Genomic DNA, 21303 nt, shown 5'->3' with positions numbered 1-21303 from the left:
CTATACTACTATATCAACCCTATTTATACTAGCATAATCAACTGAATATGGCGACCAAAAACTATAAAAAAATCACTCCATTTCACATTTTTAACAATTTTTTATGAAAACATGAAAACTAGGCAATCACCTTTCTCCGCTTTTGTCATATGATATTGCATATTGATTTCTAGGAGGGAATACCATGAGTGAAGAAAAAAAAGATTCTTCTCGCCCACCGGTTCGCAATTATTTAAAGCAAATTGATGATTTCTTCGAGCAAACACCACTTCGCAATGTAATCGCTGATTTAAATCATTTTTTCCAAAAAGGAAACCGTTTATTAACATTCCCTGTAGATTTATATGAAGTTGGTGAAGAACTCGTTGTTACAGCTGAACTACCAGGTATACAAAAAGAACAAATTCAAATTGAAATACAAAGTGAATACTTAAAAGTCTCTGTAAAAGAAGAGATACTTGACGAGGAAGAAGAACAAACATCTCATAACTATTATCGCCGAGAACGGTCCATTTCAGAAGCATCAAGATTGATTAAGTTACCATACTCAATTAATAAAAAAGTAGCGAAAGCTTCTTATCAAAACGGCGTATTAGAAATTCGTGCACCAAAACTTCCACAGCAGCATGACATTTTATCCATAGACTAATATAAAAAAAGAAGGGTGCTATGCACCCTTCTTTTTAATCCGCTAATCGCTTCATATCACGTATAATATCTTCGTATGGCGTATTACTAATGCCACTATATTTTTTCATTACTTTTCCGTTTTGATCGATTAGATAAAAAGATGTACCGTGTATTACTTGCCCATCTTCTGGTTTATCTACAAGCGATTGGAAGTTATCTTTTGAAAACTTTGTAATTTCCTCCAGTGAATACCCTGTTAACAAGTTCCAGTTACTTGTATCTTCTGTAAACTTTTGAATGAAAGTTTTCAAATTTTCTGGTTTATCAAGTTCAGGATCTACACTAAACGAAACAAACTCAACATCCAATTTCTCTTCCTTAGCCATTTTCTGTAATTTAGCCATATTAGCAGTCATTGGCGGACAAACTGTTTGACAGTTTGTAAACATGAAATCAGCTACCCAAACTTTCCCTTTTAAATCTTTTGTACCAAATGGCTTTCCTTCTTGATTTGTAAATTGGAAAGTTTCTAAATCCCAGTTTAACGGTTTACGTAATTTTGAACCTGAACTGCTACAACCTGCAAGTACAAAGAGACAAAATACAACCATAAGACCAATTAACTTTTGATAACGCTTCATTATTAAACCTCTTTTCTCTTTCCTTAATTTATGTAAGTAATGTATATCATAACAAAAGTAAACACTATGAGAAAATTGTTTACGTCATTTGTTCACGAAATCGTACGATTTTACGTACGTTACTTCTTTATTTAAAGCTAATTACTAGACAAAATATATTTTACTACTATTATTTCTCTAAACATTATTTACGAAACAAAGTTCATTGTTAAATTTGTAAATACCTATCCCTGTTTTTTTACAATTACTTAAACATTAATCCATGTTAAACACTGTATTCCTTAACAACATTTCGGTACAATACAACTACAACGATTTTAAATGAGGTGATGTTCATGGCTAAACGCTATGAAAATATGGATAATGTAAGTACAAAAAAATCAATTCGCTCCTTCCTACGCTGGCGTAAAGAGAGAAAGCAAAACAAAAAAGACTTTTCTTTTCTAGTAGAACAATCACCTGTTAAACAAAGTAAATTTTTGCAAAGTAATGTTGAAAAAACGACTGTCACATGGATTGGGCATTCCACTTTTCTTATCCAAACGAATGGACTTAATATATTAACGGATCCAGTATGGGCCAATAAATTAAAGCTAGTTCCAAGACTCACAGAACCTGGACTCTCTATAGAAGAATTACCTAAAATTGATATCGTTCTTATTTCACACGGTCATTACGATCATTTAGACTTTTCATCTCTGCGCCAACTAAATGATGATGCCTTATACCTTGTTCCTATTGGGCTTAAAAAATTATTCACTCGTAAAAAATTTACCAATGTAGAAGAATACAACTGGTGGGAAAGTACAACAATTGATGAAGTCTCTTTTCACTTCGTCCCTGCCCAGCACTGGACGAGAAGATCATTATTTGATATGAACACCTCTCACTGGGGAGGATGGATCATTGATAATATAACTTCTTCAGAAACCATTTATTTTTGTGGTGATAGTGGTTATTTCCAAGGTTTTAAAGAAATCGGAAAACGTTTTTCAATTGATATTGCACTTATGCCAATTGGTGCCTATGAACCAGAATGGTTTATGAAAGTGTCTCACGTTTCACCTGAAGAAGCTGTGCAAGCCTATTTAGATATAAAATCTACACATTTCATTCCAATGCACTACGGTACTTTTGCTTTAGCAGATGAAACACCAAGAGAAGCAATAACAAGACTACGAAATAACTGGAATTTACGAATGCTACCGTGGGAACAACTACATGTTCTCTTTTTAGGTCAAACTTTCACTTATAATAGCGCAACAAATGATAAACAAGTAAATGAAAAAATCGAAACGCTACATGTATAACGGAACTACTTATTTCTTGCATCCATCATATAATATAGAAAATCATAAAGTGAACTTTAATCAGTGGAGTTTTCTTCATCCCCACTGATTATTAGTCTTCACCAATCGGGCTTTTACGGGCAGCCCGACTCCCGCCTAACCTCTTTGCTCCAGCTGAATTTTGAGGTGGGAGTTTTACTGTCCGCAAATAGCGGGGTAAAGGGTGTTTTCTATGAAAGAATATTTGCAGACTCGTTATATCATTAGCGGTAGTGCCTGTATAACCCTTCTTATTTCTTACTTTCTCTTCACATAAAAAAGCTACTTGAAATATATTTCAAGTAGCTTTTTTATTACTCTGCTAAATACATAAATCCGATTGCGCCCGGACCTGTATGAGTACTAATAACTGGAGTTGTATAGAAAATTTCAGATTGTGCGAATCCACTCGCTTTTTCAATCGCTGCTTTCATACTTTCAGCTAAAGGCATTGCTTTTGCATGAGGAATCCCAACAGCTTTTATAGACTTCCCTGCTGTATCCTGTTCAAATAATTTAGTTAGTGTCTTTACAATCTGCCCTTGACTACGAACTTTTGTGACAGGATTGTATGCTCCACCATCAAGGTTTGCAATTGGTTTGATATTCAGTAAAGAGCCGATAAACGCTTTTCCTTTACCAATACGTCCACCTTTCACTAAGTTCTCCAATGTATCTACAACTACATATAAGCGAGTATTTTTTCTCACTTCTTCAATTCGCGTTAAAATTTCTTCTAATGAGCGCTCTTCTTTTGCCAGCTTTGCTGCTTCAATTACTTGATATGCTAATGCATGGCTAATGAACTGAGAATCAACGACTGTTACTTTTGTATCGGTCATTGATGCAGCACTATTTGCTGTTGCAACAGTACCACTCATTCCACCTGTCATATGGATGGATAGTACTTCGCTCCCATCTTCCCCTAACTTTTCATACATTTCTACAAATGTACCCATAGCTGGTTGTGATGTTTTTGGTAATTCTTCTGATTTTGCCATCTCTTCAATAAATTCATCTGGTTGTAGATCAACGCGATCTAAATATGTTTGTCCATTTACAGAGATTGATAATGGTAGAACATGAATGTCATACTTCTCAATTACCTCTTGTGATAAATCTGCCGTTGAATCTGTTACAATTTTAATTTTTTGCATATTATATTCTTCCCTTTCCAATACGCTCTCCTTGTTATTATACTAGCATTCCAGATGCTTTCAACAATTTCGAATAAATTTCACCAAATTAATTATATTTCTATACCTAAAATGAAAAAGACAGAGCCGATCTAACTCTGTCCCTGCTGTATATTATGCATTCTTTTCAAGAGTATTTGTTTTATATACATTTGAATAATCATTCCACTTCAAACAACTTTGTAAATATTCACGGAAAGAGTACGAGAATCTTGGATTTTTATGTTTTTGAATTTTTGCAATAAACAATTGAAGACGAGACTGAATTAGAAACGCTAATGGATGCTGTGTTTGTAGGACAGGGATTTCAAATATTTTAATACAACTCCCTGTTGCATGAGTGAAATAAAAACTTTTCGTAATCACAATATCAATCCTCTTTTTCGTTGGATTTTTGAACTTCCTCCACTTTATTCTTTAACACGTTTTTCAAGTGTAGGTTTCCTATGAAAACTAAAATATTTTTAAGCGGCCCCCGTTTAGAAGTTAATACTTAATTTATATCCACCTAATTTGGCCCCTGTCCTATATATCCCTTGAGACGGGAGTCTTATTACCCATATATAGCTCGATAACTTCAGTATAAACTTATAAAGGTGAAAAGTTTGTCTAAATTTTGGAGATTCTATAATTTTTTTCTTCTATATATTGTATACGATTATAGCTAGAGTATAACAAATAAATGAAAAAGTGCCTTTATAAAGAGGCACTTTTCGACTGTTTTTCTTCTCTTTTTTGTTTTCGCTTACTAACAATCTTTGATAAAGCAATACTAATTTCATAAATACAAATAAGTGGTACCGCTACCAAACTATGTGATAAAAAATCAGGTGGTGATATACATGATGCAATAATAATCAATATTACATATGCATACCTTCTTATTTTCACAAGGAATTCTGCCGTTAAAAGTCCGATACTCGTTAAAAACATCACCACTACAGGTAATTCAAAAATAACTGCAAATGGCACTGTTAAATTAAGTACAAAATGAAAATATTTTTCTGTAGTAAACATCGTATTAAACATTTCATTACCAATTGTCGTTAAAAAATGAAATAGAAACGGCATTACAATAAAATATCCGAAACACAAACCTGCAATAAATAATATAGATAGTACCGGTATATACATTAATGTCATTTTTTGTTCATTAGGATGCAAACCAGGCTTTACAAATAACCAAATTTGTATCGCAGCAAAAGGAATCGTACAAACGATAGCAAATACTGTAGCAATCGAGAAAAAAATCCACAATACATCACTCGGTCCCAGAACTGTTAACTTCATCGGCAAATCTTTTACGAGCCAAAAATATATATCCTTCGTAAAAGTAAATCCAATAATTAAAAATAGTACAAATGATAAGACTGTATATATTACTCGTTTACGAAGCTCAACAATATGTTCTACTACGCTCATTTCTTGATCTTCCATCTCGTTCACCACACTTTATTTATCCATTACAAGGAAAATCCATTACATTTTTTCTTTCTTTTCCTTCTCTTGAAATGCATCATCTGTCAATTCTTTCGTTGATTTTTTAAACTCTTTTAACGTTTCCCCTAAAGCCTTCCCGATTTCCGGCAATTTTTTAGGTCCAAATAAAATGAGTACAGCTACTAAAATTAAAATTAACCCTGGAAAGCCAATATTTGAAAACATTTCTCCATCCCCTTTATTAGTAGATTCCTTGTCCTACTATTACATAATTTTATTTTGTCAAAAAAGTTTGAAAACGTCAACAATTCCGTTATCTTTTGTCAAAAAAATTCAAAAATATAATCAATTATACAAATTTCATTTTCTATTGCCCTTGTGTATGATATGGTAAGGGAAATGAGATATTATTTTATGATAGTAGAAAGGATTTGCATAATGACTGAAAAAATGACACGAATGACACATTTTGTGAAAGAAGAAATTGCAAATGCAATTACACATGGTATCGGTGCCATTTTAAGCATCCCTGCCTTAATTATATTAATTATTCATGCTTCTAAGCACGGTACCGCATCTGCTGTTGTTGCATTTACTGTTTATGGTGTAAGCATGTTCTTACTGTACTTGTTTTCAACGTTGCTACATAGCATTCACCATCCAAAAGTAGAAAAATTATTTACTATTTTAGATCACTCAGCCATCTATTTATTAATCGCTGGCACATATACTCCTTTTCTACTCATTACACTTCGTGGACCTTTAGGTTGGACGTTACTCGCTATTATATGGACACTTGCAATTGGCGGTATTGTCTTCAAAATTTTCTTTGTACGCCGCTTTATAAAAGCATCAACTTTATGTTACATCATTATGGGCTGGCTCATAATCGTTGCTATTAAACCACTTTATGAAAATCTAACTGGACACGGTTTTTCACTACTGTTAATAGGTGGCATTTTATATTCTGTTGGGGCTATATTCTTTCTTTGGGAAAAGCTACCTTTCAATCATGCCATTTGGCATCTTTTCGTTTTAGGTGGTAGTACAATGATGTTCTTCTGCGTACTCTTTTACGTCTTACCTGCAGTGTAATAAAAAAAGTTTCAGCTTGATGTAAGCTGAAACTTTTTTTATTACTTATGTAATTGAGATGCAATAATATCCTGTGTATGCTTCGTTAATTCTTTAATATCCATATTCGCATACTCTTCAGGTGTAATCGGCTTAGAAATTGTTACTGTTGCATGAGCTGGTTTCATGCGATTTCCATTCGCTTCAAACATTTTATATGTACCATCTAACGTTACAGGTAAGATTGCTACACCAGATTTTACTGCTAGGTGAAAACTCCCCGCTTTAAACTCTCCAATTTCGCCACCCTTACTTCTCGTTCCTTCAGGGAAAATTACGATAGAATGTCCATTCTTTAATAGTTCAATTCCATCTTTAATCGCTTGAAGAGATTGACGACGATCATCACGAACCATAAATACACAATTCATAAGTTCCATCCAAGTTGGTACAACTGGAAATTTCTTAATCTCTGCCTTTGAAACGAATCCAATTGGTTTATTTAAGTAACCTAGTAAAACAGGGATATCCATATTACTTTGATGATTACTTACAACTAGTACTGGCTTGTCTTTCGGAACATTTTCAAGTCCTTTTACTTCTACTGTCCCCCCAGCAACACGTACCATTTTTTTACCAAACCAATTTGTCGTTTTATACACAGCATTATCTTTTTCTTCCGGTGACATCGTATTTACTTGTTTTTTAAGACGCCACATTCTCGGTGTAATCGCAATTACGATTAAAATTAAATAAAAGATTTTAAAAAACGTTTGAATCATACAGAACCCCCACCTATTATCATTCCGACCTTCATTATACTAGACAAACGAAGGAAAAAGAAGAAAAAATGTCCAAACAACAAGTGTTTGGACATTTTTAAGTATTCTATATTAGAAACGTTTTGCTAATTCACGAGCATTAGCAATTGCTGCTTCTTTAATTCCTGGTGCTTTTTCAGGGTTTGCATTCATACCTTCAACTGCAATATATTCAGTATCATTTACACCAATGAATCCTAATACTGTTTTTAAGTGATTGCGACCGAAGTCTACAGCTGAATATGCTCCTTCAGAATAAACGCCACCCGTCGCTTGAATGTGAAGTGCTTTTTTGCCTTCTAATAAGCCAACTGGACCATTTTCAGTATATTTGAATGTTTTACCTGCGATTGCTACGTTATCTAAGTATGCTTTTACTACTGGTGGATAGCTAAAGTTCCACATTGGAGTTACGAATACATAACGATCTGCATGCATAAATGTTTCTAGGTTTGTGTTCATTGCTGCTACTTTTTGTTGTTGAACTTCAGTTAAAGTTTCAAAACCTTCACCTGCTGCAAATTTACCCCAAGCAGCAAATACATCTGCATCAATTGCTGGTACGACAGTATTAAATAAATCAACTGTTACAACTTCGTCTTGTGGATGCTCGTTTTTGTAAGCTTCGATGAAAGCTTCTCCTACTGCCATTCCGAAAGAACCTTCTGCTGAATTTGGATTTGCTGTGATAAATAGTACTTTTGTCATTGTATTCTCTCCCTTTTTACATTTTATCTTTAATTTGAGATTTATGTTTTGTAAGTAAATAACTTACCTTATGTAAGTATAATACGAAAAGTTATACTTGCTGTCAATAAAAAATAGCTACTTTTTTTCGTAAGTTAATAAGTTATGTGGTTTCATTTTACTTTTGTATATAAACATTAAGATCTTAACCAAATAAAAAACTACCTCCCTATTTCATGGAGGTAGTTTCTATCAATTTCTATTTTTGAAAAATATGTTTCACTTTTTCAGCTGGAATGTTACTTCCGCCTCTACCTTTTACATCTTCAATCATCATTGTAATGACCATATCAGGTGAATTTAAATCAAACGCAGCGAACCAGCCTAGTTCTTTTCCTTCGGCCTCTTTAGATACTTTTAATTCCGCTGTACCTGTTTTTCCAGCAAGAGTCATTCCATCAATTTTAGCAATTTTCCCTGTACCATCTGGATCATTAATTACTTTTGTTAAAGCAGTTTTTAATATATCTTGATTTCCTTTAGAAATCACATTTTCTTTCCAAGCTTTTGGTTGTTTATCTGTTTTAATGATATACGGCGTGGGAATCGTTCCATCATTTACAATTGGCGCATACGTTAAAGCTAAATGAAGAGGAGTCATTAACACTTGTCCTTGTCCATAACCTGTGTCTGCCATTTGAATATCATTTTTAATACCATCATTTGCGATTTTAGAAGCTGGGAATCCATATTCAATTGGTAATTTCTCATCGAATCCGAATTTTTTCGCTTCACTCATAAATTTGTCTTTTCCAATTTTTAACGCTTCTTGTGCGAAGTAAATATTATCCGAGTATTTCATTGCCTTATCAAGATCAATCGGATTTGCATCTTTCACACGCGTTACATAATAATTACCCCAAGAAGAATCTTTTGTCCATTTCAATCCTTCAATTTTCAACTCTTCTTTTGGATCAATCGTTTTTGTTTCAAGACCAATTGCAGCTGTAATTGGCTTAAATACAGAACCTGGTACCGATAATTGTGTAAAACGATTCGTCATTGGTTTTTTCGGATCATTATTCCAAGCTTCGCGTTGTGCTTTCGATGTTCCTCGTGCAATTAAATTAGGATCATAAGCTGGACTACTTACAAGAGCAATTGTTTCTCCACTTTTCGGATTAATCGCCGCACTTGAACCAGCTTCTCCCTTCATTTCATTATACGTTTTTTCTTGAACAACACTATCAATAGTTAAAGTTACATTTTCTCCATCAACAGCATCTGTTTTTGCCAAATTTTTAATTTCTTTTCCTTGTGCATCTTCTACAAAGACACGGCCACCCTTTTTACCGCGTAGCTTTTCTTCCAACACTTGCTCTAATCCAGCCTTACCAACTGGCTCATCAGCTTGATAGCCTTTCTTTTGTAGCGTTTTTAAATCTTCAGCATTTACCTTTCCGATATAACCAGTTAGATGAGCTGCAGCTTCCCCTAACGGATATGTACGAACATTTACAGGTTTTGTTACAACACCAGGTAAATCAAGATACGTATTTTGCGTTGTCCCTTCAGGTAAAATTCCAATTGGTACGAGATACCCTGGTTTTACCCATTTAGCAGCTAGTTTTTGATCAATTTCTTCTACAGACATATTTAGCAACTTCGCTATCGTTTCCTTCGTTTGCGGAGCAGCATCTCCTAATTTTTCTGGAATCATTCCAATTTCAGAAGCTTTACCATTTACCGCAAGATATTTACCGTTACGGTCATATATTTCTCCACGTTTTGGCTCTGTCGTTTGCATACGCACTTTACTATCTTTTGTCATGCCTGGGAATATAAAATCAGGAGTCCAATCTATTTTCCATGATTCTTTATCTCCATCTTTTTCTTTCACCATTTTCGCTTCATGGCCAAAAGTGATTTTACCACCAACTGTATCCATGCTTACCTTAAAAGGAACAGGGCCTTCATCTTTTTTATCTTCTTTTACTTCCCCTGTTTCTACCTTTAAGTCTTTCACTTCGATACCAGAATAAATCTTTTCATATTTCTCAGTAAACTCTTTCTTTGAAATATCTTTTTTTGCATTTTCTGATAATTGATCATACATATCTGCAAATTTTTGTTTATTCCATGCTTTCGCATATGTATCAAACGCTTCTTGTGGTTTTTCTTCTTTACCGCATCCGACTAACATGAATGTTAAGCAAAGAAATAGAATCCCCCATATCTTTCTCAATCGATTCTCCTCCTCTTTCTACATTAATACTTTTGAAAATTTTAGCATTTTTCACATGCTATCTTTCATTATAGCACTATCGAATATCATCTATAAACTTACATTTATAAATACAAATAAAAAAATTGATGCGAATACTCACATCAATTTTTATTATTATTATTGTTGTTTCTCGTATACATGGTAATAATACGTATACGGATTTTTTTCATCCGTTAAACCTTGTTCTACAAAAATCTCTTTCCAATTTGTCATATCCATTTCTGGGAAGAATGTGTCTCCTTCAAATGCGTGGTGGATTTTTGTTATATATAACTTGTCTACATAAGGTAAAAAGAGATCATAAATTTGCGCTCCGCCAAAAATAAAAATCTCTTCTTCATTTTTACATAGTTCAAACACTTCTTCTACAGTATGAGCTACTTCGCAGCCTTCTACATGATACCCTTCATTACGAGTTACAATAATATTACGTCTTCCAGGCAATGGTCTACCAATCGCTTCATAGTTTTTTCTTCCCATAATAAGCGGGTGGCCCATCGTCGTTTTCTTCACGTATTGTAATTCACTAGGTAAACGCCAAGGTAAGTTATTATCTTTCCCAATTACTCTATTCTCGTCCATTGCGACCATAAATGAAATAATCATTCTTTTCATCTCCTCTACAATTACACTGCAACCGGTGCTTTAATTGCTGGGTGTGGATCGTATCCTTCAATCGTTAAATCTTCCATTTCAAAATCGAACACAGATTTTACATCTGGATTTAATGTAAGTTTCGGGAATGGACGTGGTTCACGTGCCAACTGTTTTTCTACTTGTTCAAAATGATTCGTATAAATATGTGCATCACCAATTGTATGAACAAACTCGCCAACTTCAAGACCACATTCATGTGCAATTAAATGTGTTAGTAATGAATAGCTTGCGATGTTAAATGGAATCCCAAGGAATATGTCACCGCTTCTTTGATATAACTGACAAGAAAGCTTTCCATCTGCTACATAAAACTGGAATAGCGTATGACAAGGCGGTAAAGCCATGCTTGGTACATACTCAGGATTCCAAGCAGAAACAATTAGTCGACGTGAATCTGGCGTTTTTTTAATCATTTCAATTACATCTTTTAGTTGATCAAGCGTTTCACCAGCTGTCGTTTTCCAAGCACGCCATTGCTTTCCGTATACGTCTCCTAAATAACCATATTTATTCGAAAAATCATCATCTTCTAGAACGTTCTTTTTAAACAATTCCATTTGCTCATCGTATTGCTTCTTAAATTCCTCATCTTGTTGAGAGCGAAGACCGAAATCTGTCATATCAGGACCTTTATATTCGTCACTTTCTACCCAGCTCTTAAACGCCCATTCATTCCAAATATTATTATTATGTTGCAATAAATAACGAATATTTGTATCACCTTTCATAAACCAAAGCAGTTCACTTGCTACAAGGCGAAATGGGACTCTCTTAGTCGTTAATAAAGGAAATCCTTTACTTAGATCGAAACGCATTTGGTAACCAAATACAGATACAGTACCTGTCCCCGTACGATCTTCTTTCTTCGTACCGTGCTCCATTACATGACGGCATAAATTTAAGTATTCATATTCAGCATGTTTCATATGTAAGAAAACCTTCTTTCAATCTTATATGCAATTTATCATAACATGAAAAACAGTGAATTTAATAATCCAAATTAATAAAAAACATTTCTATATTAACAGAATTCTACCTCATTTATTTTCTTACAAAATGTAAATTCATAATCGCCCGATCCTAGTTCCTTTTCAATCCTATCTCTCGTTTCCCATTCAGCTTCCTGAATTCGTAACGTTGCTGTAGTATTTGCCGGTACTGAGACATTTAATATAGCTTGTTCATGTTCTACACGCCAATCAATTTTAATTTCTCCATACGCTGTTTCACGCTTTATATTAATCCATTCTAGATTGGAATCAAAATGAGGCTGGATATAAAAATGTTTATATGCAGGCTTTGTTTCATTCACTTCTAACCCAACAATATATCGGTATATCCATTCAACAATAGAACCGTATGCGTAATGATTATAAGAATTCATGCTATCCTTCCAAAGTGTTCCATCTTCTTTCACACCATCCCAATGTTCCCAAATGGTTGTAGCTCCTTTCTTCACTTGATATAACCAAGAGGGATAATCTTCATGAAATAGAAGCTTACAAGCAAGGTCGTGACGGTTAAACTTGCTTAATATTAAATTCAAGTACGGAGTTCCAATAAAACCAGTTGTTAAATGATTTTTATTTTCTTTTAAAAGCACAATTAAGCGATTAAATACTTTCTCCTTCACATTATCATTTATTAATTCAAGCAACAGCACCAATACATGGGCAGTTTGGGTATCTGAAATTAATCTACCATTTGGTGTAACGAATTCATTTTGAAATGCTTGAACAATATTTGCGTGTAACTCTTCATAAAACCTAGCATCTGTATTTTCACCTAAAATCCCAGCAATTCTTTGTAAAAGCGATGTAGAATACGCATAGAAAGCCGTCGCAATAAAATACTTGTCTGTTCCGCCTTCATACACATCTGGTTTCGTATCTAATGCAAGCCAATCTCCTAAATGATAACCTGTATCCCATGTATACTCGTTATCACCTTGTGAACGTATGTAATCTATATACTTCTTCATACTGTCATATTGTTCTTTTAAAATCGATAAATCCCCGTAATGCAAATAATGAACCCACGGACAAATAATGGCTGCATCGCCCCAACCTCCAGAAGTATCAAGATCAAAATCCGCTCTTTTTCCAAACGCATCTGGAATAACTAAAGGCACAGCTCCGTTAACATTTTGATCTAACGATAAATCTTGGAGCCATTTCTTAAAGAACGATTGAACATTCATGATTTGTGTAGCTGTCCCGATGAACATTTGTGCATCTCCTGTCCATCCAAGTCGATCATCACGCTGTGGACAATCTGTTGGCACATCAAAGAAGTTACCTCTTTGGGACCATTCCACATTATGATGAAGCTGATTGATTAATGGATTGGACGTTTCGAACTCAGTCGCTTTTTCCATATCAGTATGCAATACAATCCCCTCAAAATCTGTTATTTGAGGTGGTTGGGTTAATCCACTTATTTTCACATACCTAAAACCTTGATATGTAAAATGAGGCTCAAACTTTTCCTCAGCTTCTCCTTTTGCTATATACACTATTTTTTGTTTTGCCTTTCGGAGATTTCCAGTATAAAAACTACCGTCTTTATTTAATATTTCAGCATGTTGTAATTCTATCTTTTGTCCACTATAAACATGACGAACTGTAAATCGCACCCATCCCACCATATTTTGTCCCATGTCAATGAGCCACTCATGATTTGGTAGTTTTGAAATAGAGATTGGTTTTATGATTTTCATTTTACGAATCGATTCGTTTTCTTGTGCAACAATTATTCGTTTAGAATGACCAATTACTTCCACATTCTCTAACTCTTGCCCACTTTCTTCTAACCTAGCGTCGTAAACTTCTCCTTCATAAATTTCAGAATACAAAATAGGGCTTTTTTCTACCTTCCACGTTTCGTCTGTTACAATTTTTTCTTTCGTTCCATCCTCATACGTTATATGTATTTGAGCAATAATCGCACGTCTTTCCCCGTAATAATTACGTACATGATGCATTGTAAGCGGTCCTTTAAACCATCCATTACCTACCAGTACAGAAATAGCATTGTGCTCATCCTTTAATAAATGCGTTATATCAAACGTTTGATACAATACTCTCTTATCATAACTTGTCCATCCAGGAGTAAAGTAACTCTCTCCAATACGCTCTCCATTTATAGCAGCCTCATATAATCCTAAACTTGTTATATATAAACGTGCTTTTTTTACTAATTTTTTAATAAAAATATTTTTATTAAAGGACATAACTTGTGTTCGCTCTTTTTTTGCAGCAATCCAGTTTCCCGTCCAATTGTCACTTTGTAATCCAGTCTCCCAAAATGCTACTTTTGACCAAGATGACTCTTCTTCATGATTATCCCACACCTTCACTCGGTAAAAATAGCGTGTCTCCGTTCTATATAGAAAGGAATTGATCGGTATATGTAAACTTTGATCTGTTTCTACTTTCTGTGAATCAAATACTATATTTTCAAAATCTTTATCCTTCGCAACTTGCAATTGATAAGCACGTTGTTTGACATTTCGGTTATTCGACTCAAGCTGCCAACTAATTTTAACAGCTTTTGAATCTATGCCTACCGGATTAATTTTATTATCGCAAAGTATTTTCTTTATTGTTAGCACGCTTTTTCACCCTCTCTTCTCAAATCCAATTTAAATTAATTATAATAAAAATAAAATTCTAAATAAATAATAATTTCATTTATTCTTACAAAATTATTAACTTTCTGTATTTAAAAAGGGTTTCACTTTTCTATTACAGAAAGTATAGTGCGGAACATAAAAATTATATTTGGAGGTTGAAAGCATGTCTAAAATCAAAACTCCTGTTTTAAGTACGTTACAACATAAGGTTGAGAAGATGATGAAGGATTTAAACGTTCCTGGCGCTGCTATAGCTGTTATAAAAGATGGCGAAGTAATTATTTCAGAAGGTTTTGGCTATCGAAACATAGAGAAAAAAGAGGCTGTTACTCCGCAGACACGATTCGCAATCGGTTCCGCAACGAAAGCATTCGGGACACTTTCATTAAGCTTACTAGCACAGCAAAAAAAATTTAATTGGGATACCCCTGTCCAATCTTACGTACCTAACTTCTCTCTATCCGATATACTCGCTAGTTCGCAAGTTACAGGACGAGATTTGGCTTCTCATCGTACTGGGGTAAGTCGTCACGATGCTCTTTGGTACAGTTCTTCCTTAACTCGAAAAGATCTTGTTGAAAAAATAAAACATTTATCACTTGATGCACCGTTCCGCACAGCATTTTTATACAACAACTTAATGTATGCGACAATTAGTTATATTGTGGAAAATATTACGAATCAAACGTGGGAGCAATACGTTACAGATCATATTTTAGAACCTTTAAATATGAGTCATACAAACTTCTCTGTTACAGACTCACAAAATACAGACGATTATGCTTTACCTTACATGGAAAATGACGGTGAAATAAAAGAAGTTCCATTCCGTAATATCGATACAGTTGGCGCTGCTGGATGCATTAATTCTACAATTGAAGATATGGCAAATTGGGTACTTCTTCACTTAAACGAAGGAAAGTTTGGAGATCATGAATTAATCTCCTCTGAATTATTACAACAAATGTATACACCACACAATTCCATTCCAGATCAACCAGTTCTATCACTCCCTGAATCTCCATTAAATAGTTACGGCCTTGGTTGGTTTATTAGCGCTTATCGTGGTAATAAAGTGATTCATCATGGCGGTAATATTGATGGATTTTCGGCACTTGTTTCATTCATGCCAAAAGAAAATGTAGGCCTTGTCATTTTAACGAATGCCGGAAGCACATTACTCCCTACTTATCTTGCTAACCAAATTTATGACGATCTACTTGAATTAGAAGGCATCGATTGGCATAAACGGGCTGTTGAAGATACTGAAAAAATGAAGGAAATGATGAAAGAAGCAACTGAATCCCTTCCTGAACAAATTAAAGGGACTGCACCTTCTCACAAGTTAGAGGATTATACTGGTACTTTTGAACATCCTGCTTATGGAGCATTACAAGTATATAAACGGGATGATTCATTACACGTACAATTTATGGAGATGGAGATTCAATTACAGCATCATCATTACGACATTTTCTCCGCACCAGTTGACTTGTTCCAAGCAAAAATGAATCTATTATTTGCATATGAAATGAATGTGAATGGTGAATTCCCATCACTTCAGTTACATGTGCCCGCTATGCTAAGTACTCAGCCGCTTACATTTACTAAAATTGAATAGTTAATTTCATAGAGGGAAGCTTTCGCTTCTCTCTATTTTTTCACAAGTAGAAATTTCATCTAAAACCATTAATTTATTTATCTAATTAAACAAATAACACTTTAGTACTACTCAAACCATTCATCATTATATAAGCTCAAAATACTCCTTTAGCATGTAAAAAAAGAGCAATCTTATTAGTTGGTTCATATAAACTATTGGATATTTGTAAGTCTGTAAATGCAAAGATACATAGTAAAATAGCAAAGCTAGCAATTAATATCACTTTTCTATTTTTCATCATGCTCCCTACTTTCCACTATGCTTTAATATAAAATTCCCCATTTCAATTGCTAAATCTTCACTTTGAGGATAGACACCTACGTTATCTCCATAAGCGTGCCCTAAACCACGATAAAGAACTGTTTCGGTATCAACTCCTTTGTTAGTTAATTTAGCTGCATAAGCTAAGCATTCTATCATTAAAAAATCATGCTCTCCTACCGTAATAAATGTACTTGGATAGTCTGGGGATACATCAACATATGGACTTAAATACTTAGAATTAATTTCTTTCGTACCAAGTACTTCTGACATACCTCCAACCATTGAATGCATAATATTAAGCATTTTTTCTAATCCTTTTTTATACTTTGGAGCAATTTCATATTTATCTATACTCCAAGAATAAAACTCATCTTCATAATCACACATGTTAATTGTAGGATACAGTAGCAACTGTCCCTTCACGTACTTCCTACCATCTTCCAAATCTTTAGTTGTACAATACTGTGTTAAGTTCCCTCCTGCACTATCACCTGCTACAAAGATATTATTCTTATCACCGCCTAATGTGCCAGCATTCTCATAAATCCACTTTAAAGTAGTGTAACAATCTGTATGCCCAGTTGGAAAAGGATTTTCTGGAGCTAATCGATAATCCACAGAAACGGCTAGTATATCTGTTTTTTCTACTATCAATTTCACAAGTTCTTCTACCACATCAGGTGATCCCGCCATAAATCCGCCACCATGAATAAAGTATAAAATTGGTGCATTCTCTCGTTTAGTACTACTGTTATAAATTCTTATAGGTATATCATAGCCATCTTCCGCTTTCACTGTTTTATGCGCAATATTTATGTCTTTAGTGACAATTGGAACACTTTTAATTCCATTAAATTGTTTTCGCATATTCTTTACCGATTTTTCAGAAGCATCCATTTTCATCATATTTTTAGGCATAAACCTCATTACATTCATTTGAACCTTCGTATCCTTATAAAGGCGTGGATCCATCGCTCCTTTTTCATCGCAATCTGGTATGTTTTTTACTAAGACTTTTGCCCCCTGCACATTGATGGTTTCTTGTTTTTCTTGAATTTGTTCTAATAAGTCTAAGTCATATTTTCTAGTCATCTAATATTTCTCTCCTCTAAATTCAAGCGCTTTCATTATTCAGGATTATATAGCTTCCCGTTTACTAAATAAAAATACGTTCCATGTACAAAATGTACCATGGAACGTATTTTTATTGTTGTTCATATTTGATTCGATTATAGTCATTTTTTGATATGATATTTTTCCTATACTGTAATGGTGTATATCCATATTTGTCTTTAAACTGTGAAATAAATGATTTCACATTTGGAAATCCATGTTTCAGTGCTATATCTTGTATAGAATTTGTACTTCTAATAATATCTTCATACGCTTTATAGAGCCTGTATCTCGTTAAAAAAGTGGTGAAATTTGATCCGAATGATTTTTTAAACATACGTGAAAAATGTTCTTCACTTACAAAAAAATGTTTAGCCACATCTTTCAGTTTTAGTTCCTCATCATAATGTTTGTAAATATACGTAATCATTTCTTTCTGTCTATTTCCAAGTTGAAAATCATTGTCAATATTCTCCCCATCTTTGCAATATCGCAATAGAATATAAACAATTTCATAAATTAAACTATTAATTTTTATGTAAGTTAAATCATCAGAATTTGTGACTAACCCCTTTAATTCATAAAACATTCGCTGGAGATTAGTTTTCTGAACAACTGATTCCTTTATATTGAATCTATATTTATCAAAATCTTCATTTAGCTCTTTAAGAAATTCATAAGAAATAATTAACATCATTACTGCACAACTTGTATCTTCAACTTTTTCAAATTCATGAACATCTCCACTATTTACAAAAATAAATTCGCCAGCAGATACTTTCTTTTTTTGCCCATTCACATACAAGAAAACGTCTCCATATACGACTAGGCTAATTTCAATACTTCTATGCCAGTGAGGAGGAATATAATAGTGAAAACCAGTAGGTAACATTGTGTCCTCTATATATTCAACCATTCCTGGGATTCTATCGCGTAATTTTATTTCTTCATATTTGCCTTGCCTGATTTTCAATAATTCACCCCTTTTTTTTATTATAATGGAGACATCAAGGTTTTCATTCCTTCATAAAAAAACTACATATATAGTATGTAAAGAGACCATCTCATGAGTTATTTACAAATAGCAGGTGTGAGATTTCCCACCTACTATCCTTATTTTCTATTCATCATTTCACTATCAAACCAAATCGGCTTCGATAATTCAAAGTTTTTATGATCCTCTAAAACGATAGTAAGACGTTCTAACATATCATCTAACATATGCGGCGCTGCTCGTAAACACCAAACAACTGAAGAGAAAACCGTCATGCCAACGTACACCGCATATAATTTCCAAAACTCCTCTGGTATTCTACCATTAAAGTATCCTTCTATTTGTCCGATTGAATACGGGATACTAACGTCTCTTGTAAATAATGCAATCTTTACAAAATCATGCAGTGGATCGCCCCAATCATAGCCATTAAAATCAATAACACCTACATATTTCTCATCCCGTACAATTATATTTTCTAAATGAAAATCATCGTGTTGAAATCGATTTGGGCGGTTCTTTAAATATATTTCATTTTCTTCAATAAACTTTATAATTTTATCATCATTTTTTATGTTTATTCCACATGTTTTATATGCCTCTAAATATTTACTATGTTTTTTCATTGCTCTTTCATACCATGGAAGTATATCATTAGGAGCTTCATATGTATGCATTTTTGCTAAATCTTTTCCTGCTTCTATACCAATTTCATATTGTTCTTTTGGCGTATATGTAGGCAACAGCTTTTTCGCATCTTCCCCCTCTAAATATGAAAAAACACTATAGCATAAACCTTCTTCTTCCAATATGCTAAGTTCAATTGGTCTTTGTACCTGCACGTTTCGTTCCTGCATTTCATTTAAAATTTGAAACTCTATTTTCTTTCTTTCATACTCTTTTATATCGCCTGTCCGCAATAAATATTTTTCATTACTCGCACTCGTAATTATATATTTCTTATCAGGTGAGAACCCTTTAGAAATTTCTTCAATATCCACTGCATCTTTTACTATTTGTATATTGTTTTGCCATGCTGTAATTGTCTTCATGTCTATTCCCCTTACATTTCCGCATTCGGTGTATACGCAACCTTTACAATAAAACCATTCGGGTCATAAAAGTCTATTGTATAGTACCCATCCGAATAATGCTTTATTTCGATAGAACCACATATAATCTTCACATTAGTATCGACTAAAAATCCCGATACCTCATCAACTACTTTTCTATTAATAGCTTGATAACAAATATGTCTCGGTCCTAACGTCCTTACAATTTTCCTCGTCTACTTCTTTAAAATATATTTCACTTTCTCCCGTACTATATGCTCCTTCGCTTAATTTTCTCCATCCAATTATTGAAAACAACATATCGTAAAAAGAAATAGACTCCTCTAAATTTGCTACCCAAAATTCAATATGATGAATACCTGCTCGAAGTGTATTCATATTAAGAATGCGCTCCCTGTACTACTTGCATTATTTCCATTGGCGTATTGACCATATAATCTGGCGCATCCCCTTTTACCGTTTCAATAACGTCATATCCCCAAGAAACCCAAATTACATTTACACCAGCTTTTTTACAAGCTGCTATATCACGTTGTTCATCACCGACATACAACATATCTTGTTCTGTTAGCTTTTTCGATTTTAAAAATCTTTTTATCATTTTATCTTTACCAAACAAATTTTTAGAACAATACACTTCCTGTATATTTTCTATATCATTATTGTGTAAAAATGCCCGAATATGCTCTTCTGAGTTCGATGATATGACTGCAATTCCGTAGCCTTTTTTATGTAGTTCATCTAATACATCTTTCATCCCATGGAACAAAACGAGATCTTTTATAGCAGGTTGATACAATTTATAAAACTCCAGCGCTAATATCGGTAGTTTATACAGTGGTACATCAAGATTTTTACATCTCTCTGGCATCGTTAATTTACGTAAATACTCAATTTCTTCTTCCCTTACCGTTTTATATCCGTGCTTTTCAGCAAGTTGATTATAAATTGGTACAAATATATTTTGTGAATCTACTAATTTGCCGTCAAAATCAAAAACAATGTATTTTTGCATTCCCATACTCCCTTTGCTTTTTTTCCTAAACATATGTTATTCAACAACAGAAATGTCTTCCCCTTTCATAAATATAAAAAAAGAACAAGATTTTCTCTTGTTCTTCTTTAAGACAGCCATTTCGGCGGTACATTCGTATTCCAATAAATATTTCCTAACTCATGGTGTCCTGAGTATCCATCATCAAAACGATGATAGTGGAAATTAAAATAATATCCATCTTGCGGTGGATGATCTCTCCTCACATGAAATCGCAGTAAGTCATTTCCTGATTTCGTGTCATAAACATGAAAAATCTTTTCATTATTTCCGCCAGCCGGTCTTTGAGAAATCGCTAATGATTGTAACGATTCTTCTGGCACATCATTGGCAAGTTCTGCAATTGCCTCTTCAATTTTAGGTAATACAACATCTTTAAATTCATCTTCAATTACAGGCCCAATTTTAGAGCCGAATTTTTGCATAGATTGCTTCTCTGCTTCTTGCATCGCATAATTAATAAAGGTATCGGTGGTTAACCTATCATTCGTTTCTTCATATGTATAGGACGTACTCTCCAAATTTTGTTGCCCAGCTGTGCTCGTAGGCTTGTCCGCAGCTTTGGCATTATCAAGTAATATGGAAGGAGGCGTCACTAAACCAAATGTAAATACGGTAATTAATGCGACTAAGGTTTTTCTAAACCAATTTGGCATTTATGTTCCCTCCCCTTTCGCTCATTATATTTTATATAACGATTGTTTCTTCTATTATACAAAATGATTGTAATTTTTGCACTTTACAATT

20 protein-coding genes and 2 pseudogenes are annotated in these 21303 nt (G+C 33.8%); 4 read left to right on the top strand and 18 right to left on the bottom strand.

What is annotated here, in order from left to right:
• Window positions 1-184: 184 nt before the first annotated feature.
• The gene (locus JDS80_RS21455; RefSeq protein WP_098889831.1) at window positions 185-649 is read left to right on the top strand and encodes an Hsp20/alpha crystallin family protein; all 465 of its coding nucleotides are present in this window, start codon (window positions 185-187) and stop codon (window positions 647-649) included.
• A 34-nt stretch (window positions 650-683) separates the two neighbouring features.
• Here the strand turns inward: JDS80_RS21455 and JDS80_RS21450 are convergent, their stop codons facing one another.
• Window positions 684-1271: an SCO family protein gene (locus tag JDS80_RS21450; protein WP_071745199.1), complete on the bottom strand. Its 588-nt coding sequence runs from the start codon at window positions 1269-1271 to the stop codon at window positions 684-686.
• 335 nt (window positions 1272-1606) lie between these two features.
• On the opposite strand from JDS80_RS21450, the gene JDS80_RS21445 reads away from it, so the two are divergent.
• On the top strand, window positions 1607-2581 hold the full coding sequence (locus JDS80_RS21445; RefSeq protein ID WP_098889830.1) for an MBL fold metallo-hydrolase: 975 nt from the start codon (window positions 1607-1609) through the stop codon (window positions 2579-2581).
• A 332-nt stretch (window positions 2582-2913) separates the two neighbouring features.
• Here JDS80_RS21445 and JDS80_RS21440 read toward each other — a convergent pair whose 3' ends face one another.
• The 4 genes from JDS80_RS21440 to JDS80_RS21425 form a co-directional block, all read right to left on the bottom strand.
• The gene (locus tag JDS80_RS21440) at window positions 2914-3756 is read right to left on the bottom strand and encodes a DegV family protein (RefSeq protein ID WP_071771385.1); all 843 of its coding nucleotides are present in this window, start codon (window positions 3754-3756) and stop codon (window positions 2914-2916) included.
• Window positions 3757-3909: 153 nt separating this feature from the next.
• Window positions 3910-4161 carry a DUF2535 family protein gene (locus JDS80_RS21435; protein WP_000629009.1) on the bottom strand — a complete coding sequence of 84 codons (252 nt, stop codon included), beginning with the start codon at window positions 4159-4161 and terminating at the stop codon, window positions 3910-3912.
• 330 nt (window positions 4162-4491) lie between these two features.
• Window positions 4492-5232 (bottom strand): twin-arginine translocase subunit TatC, encoded by a 741-nt coding sequence (tatC, locus tag JDS80_RS21430; RefSeq protein WP_071771358.1) that lies wholly within the window; start codon window positions 5230-5232, stop codon window positions 4492-4494.
• A gap of 42 nt (window positions 5233-5274) precedes the next feature.
• Window positions 5275-5460 carry a twin-arginine translocase TatA/TatE family subunit gene (locus JDS80_RS21425; RefSeq protein WP_000492443.1) on the bottom strand — a complete coding sequence of 62 codons (186 nt, stop codon included), beginning with the start codon at window positions 5458-5460 and terminating at the stop codon, window positions 5275-5277.
• 213 nt (window positions 5461-5673) lie between these two features.
• Here JDS80_RS21425 and trhA point away from each other — a divergent pair, with 213 nt between their 5' ends.
• Complete coding sequence (trhA, locus tag JDS80_RS21420; protein ID WP_199639928.1) at window positions 5674-6330, top strand: PAQR family membrane homeostasis protein TrhA; 657 nt, start codon at window positions 5674-5676, stop codon at window positions 6328-6330.
• Window positions 6331-6371: 41 nt separating this feature from the next.
• Here trhA and JDS80_RS21415 read toward each other — a convergent pair whose 3' ends face one another.
• The 6 genes from JDS80_RS21415 to JDS80_RS21390 form a co-directional block, all read right to left on the bottom strand.
• Complete coding sequence (locus JDS80_RS21415; protein WP_071745203.1) at window positions 6372-7091, bottom strand: lysophospholipid acyltransferase family protein; 720 nt, start codon at window positions 7089-7091, stop codon at window positions 6372-6374.
• Window positions 7092-7202: 111 nt separating this feature from the next.
• Window positions 7203-7838, bottom strand: coding sequence for an FMN-dependent NADH-azoreductase (locus JDS80_RS21410; protein ID WP_098890284.1), 636 nt, complete (start codon window positions 7836-7838; stop codon window positions 7203-7205).
• A 238-nt stretch (window positions 7839-8076) separates the two neighbouring features.
• The gene (gene pbpC, locus JDS80_RS21405) at window positions 8077-10062 is read right to left on the bottom strand and encodes a penicillin-binding protein 3 (RefSeq protein WP_199639927.1); all 1986 of its coding nucleotides are present in this window, start codon (window positions 10060-10062) and stop codon (window positions 8077-8079) included.
• A 159-nt stretch (window positions 10063-10221) separates the two neighbouring features.
• Window positions 10222-10710, bottom strand: a complete 489-nt coding sequence (locus tag JDS80_RS21400) for a dihydrofolate reductase (protein ID WP_071771354.1) — start codon at window positions 10708-10710, stop codon at window positions 10222-10224.
• A 20-nt stretch (window positions 10711-10730) separates the two neighbouring features.
• Window positions 10731-11687 (bottom strand): thymidylate synthase, encoded by a 957-nt coding sequence (locus JDS80_RS21395; RefSeq protein WP_098890282.1) that lies wholly within the window; start codon window positions 11685-11687, stop codon window positions 10731-10733.
• 95 nt (window positions 11688-11782) lie between these two features.
• Window positions 11783-14374: a family 78 glycoside hydrolase catalytic domain gene (locus tag JDS80_RS21390; protein ID WP_199639926.1), complete on the bottom strand. Its 2592-nt coding sequence runs from the start codon at window positions 14372-14374 to the stop codon at window positions 11783-11785.
• 184 nt (window positions 14375-14558) lie between these two features.
• On the opposite strand from JDS80_RS21390, the gene JDS80_RS21385 reads away from it, so the two are divergent.
• Window positions 14559-16016 carry a serine hydrolase gene (locus JDS80_RS21385; protein ID WP_199639925.1) on the top strand — a complete coding sequence of 486 codons (1458 nt, stop codon included), beginning with the start codon at window positions 14559-14561 and terminating at the stop codon, window positions 16014-16016.
• A 145-nt stretch (window positions 16017-16161) separates the two neighbouring features.
• Here the strand turns inward: JDS80_RS21385 and JDS80_RS32360 are convergent.
• The 7 genes and pseudogenes from JDS80_RS32360 to JDS80_RS21355 form a co-directional block, all read right to left on the bottom strand.
• Window positions 16162-16296, bottom strand: a pseudogene (locus JDS80_RS32360) (phosphatase PAP2 family protein); the annotation flags it as partial.
• Between the two features lie 8 nt (window positions 16297-16304).
• The gene (locus JDS80_RS21380; RefSeq protein WP_071745210.1) at window positions 16305-17414 is read right to left on the bottom strand and encodes an alpha/beta hydrolase; all 1110 of its coding nucleotides are present in this window, start codon (window positions 17412-17414) and stop codon (window positions 16305-16307) included.
• Window positions 17415-17526: 112 nt separating this feature from the next.
• Entirely contained in the window at window positions 17527-18408 is an 882-nt protein-coding gene (locus JDS80_RS21375; protein ID WP_098888983.1) for an AraC family transcriptional regulator, read from the bottom strand.
• 140 nt (window positions 18409-18548) lie between these two features.
• Complete coding sequence (locus JDS80_RS21370; RefSeq protein ID WP_199639924.1) at window positions 18549-19481, bottom strand: aminoglycoside phosphotransferase family protein; 933 nt, start codon at window positions 19479-19481, stop codon at window positions 18549-18551.
• Window positions 19482-19492: 11 nt separating this feature from the next.
• Window positions 19493-19880: pseudogene (locus tag JDS80_RS21365) on the bottom strand (VOC family protein).
• Between the two features lies 1 nt (window position 19881).
• Window positions 19882-20517: an HAD family hydrolase gene (locus JDS80_RS21360; protein WP_199639923.1), complete on the bottom strand. Its 636-nt coding sequence runs from the start codon at window positions 20515-20517 to the stop codon at window positions 19882-19884.
• 107 nt (window positions 20518-20624) lie between these two features.
• A complete protein-coding gene (locus JDS80_RS21355; RefSeq protein ID WP_001134410.1) occupies window positions 20625-21212 on the bottom strand; it encodes a YpjP family protein in 588 nt (195 codons plus the stop codon).
• Window positions 21213-21303: the final 91 nt, after the last annotated feature.

The sequence above is a fragment of the Bacillus cereus group sp. N8 genome (assembly GCF_016483685.1).
In the GTDB taxonomy this organism is placed as follows: Bacteria; Bacillota; Bacilli; order Bacillales; family Bacillaceae_G; genus Bacillus_A; species Bacillus_A proteolyticus.
Note: the sequence above shows the minus strand (reverse complement) of the source record. Positions and strands in the feature narration are given on the sequence as shown.

Excerpts from the sequence above, each read along its gene's own strand:
- JDS80_RS21410 (WP_098890284.1), bottom strand. The coding sequence starts at position 7,838 with ATGACAAAAGTACTATTTATCACAGCAAATCCAAATTCAGCAGAAGGT.
- JDS80_RS21415 (WP_071745203.1), bottom strand. The coding sequence starts at position 7,091 with ATGATTCAAACGTTTTTTAAAATCTTTTATTTAATTTTAATCGTAATT.
- JDS80_RS21440 (WP_071771385.1), bottom strand. The coding sequence starts at position 3,756 with ATGCAAAAAATTAAAATTGTAACAGATTCAACGGCAGATTTATCACAA.
- JDS80_RS21425 (WP_000492443.1), bottom strand. The coding sequence starts at position 5,460 with ATGTTTTCAAATATTGGCTTTCCAGGGTTAATTTTAATTTTAGTAGCT.
- JDS80_RS21395 (WP_098890282.1), bottom strand. The coding sequence starts at position 11,687 with ATGAAACATGCTGAATATGAATACTTAAATTTATGCCGTCATGTAATG.
- JDS80_RS21360 (WP_199639923.1), bottom strand. The coding sequence starts at position 20,517 with ATGCAAAAATACATTGTTTTTGATTTTGACGGCAAATTAGTAGATTCA.
- JDS80_RS21355 (WP_001134410.1), bottom strand. The coding sequence starts at position 21,212 with ATGCCAAATTGGTTTAGAAAAACCTTAGTCGCATTAATTACCGTATTT.
- JDS80_RS21455 (WP_098889831.1), top strand. The coding sequence starts at position 185 with ATGAGTGAAGAAAAAAAAGATTCTTCTCGCCCACCGGTTCGCAATTAT.
- tatC (WP_071771358.1), bottom strand. The coding sequence starts at position 5,232 with ATGGAAGATCAAGAAATGAGCGTAGTAGAACATATTGTTGAGCTTCGT.
- JDS80_RS21385 (WP_199639925.1), top strand. The coding sequence starts at position 14,559 with ATGTCTAAAATCAAAACTCCTGTTTTAAGTACGTTACAACATAAGGTT.
- JDS80_RS21380 (WP_071745210.1), bottom strand. The coding sequence starts at position 17,414 with ATGACTAGAAAATATGACTTAGACTTATTAGAACAAATTCAAGAAAAA.
- trhA (WP_199639928.1), top strand. The coding sequence starts at position 5,674 with ATGACTGAAAAAATGACACGAATGACACATTTTGTGAAAGAAGAAATT.
- JDS80_RS21450 (WP_071745199.1), bottom strand. The coding sequence starts at position 1,271 with ATGAAGCGTTATCAAAAGTTAATTGGTCTTATGGTTGTATTTTGTCTC.
- JDS80_RS21370 (WP_199639924.1), bottom strand. The coding sequence starts at position 19,481 with ATGAAGACAATTACAGCATGGCAAAACAATATACAAATAGTAAAAGAT.
- JDS80_RS21400 (WP_071771354.1), bottom strand. The coding sequence starts at position 10,710 with ATGATTATTTCATTTATGGTCGCAATGGACGAGAATAGAGTAATTGGG.
- JDS80_RS21445 (WP_098889830.1), top strand. The coding sequence starts at position 1,607 with ATGGCTAAACGCTATGAAAATATGGATAATGTAAGTACAAAAAAATCA.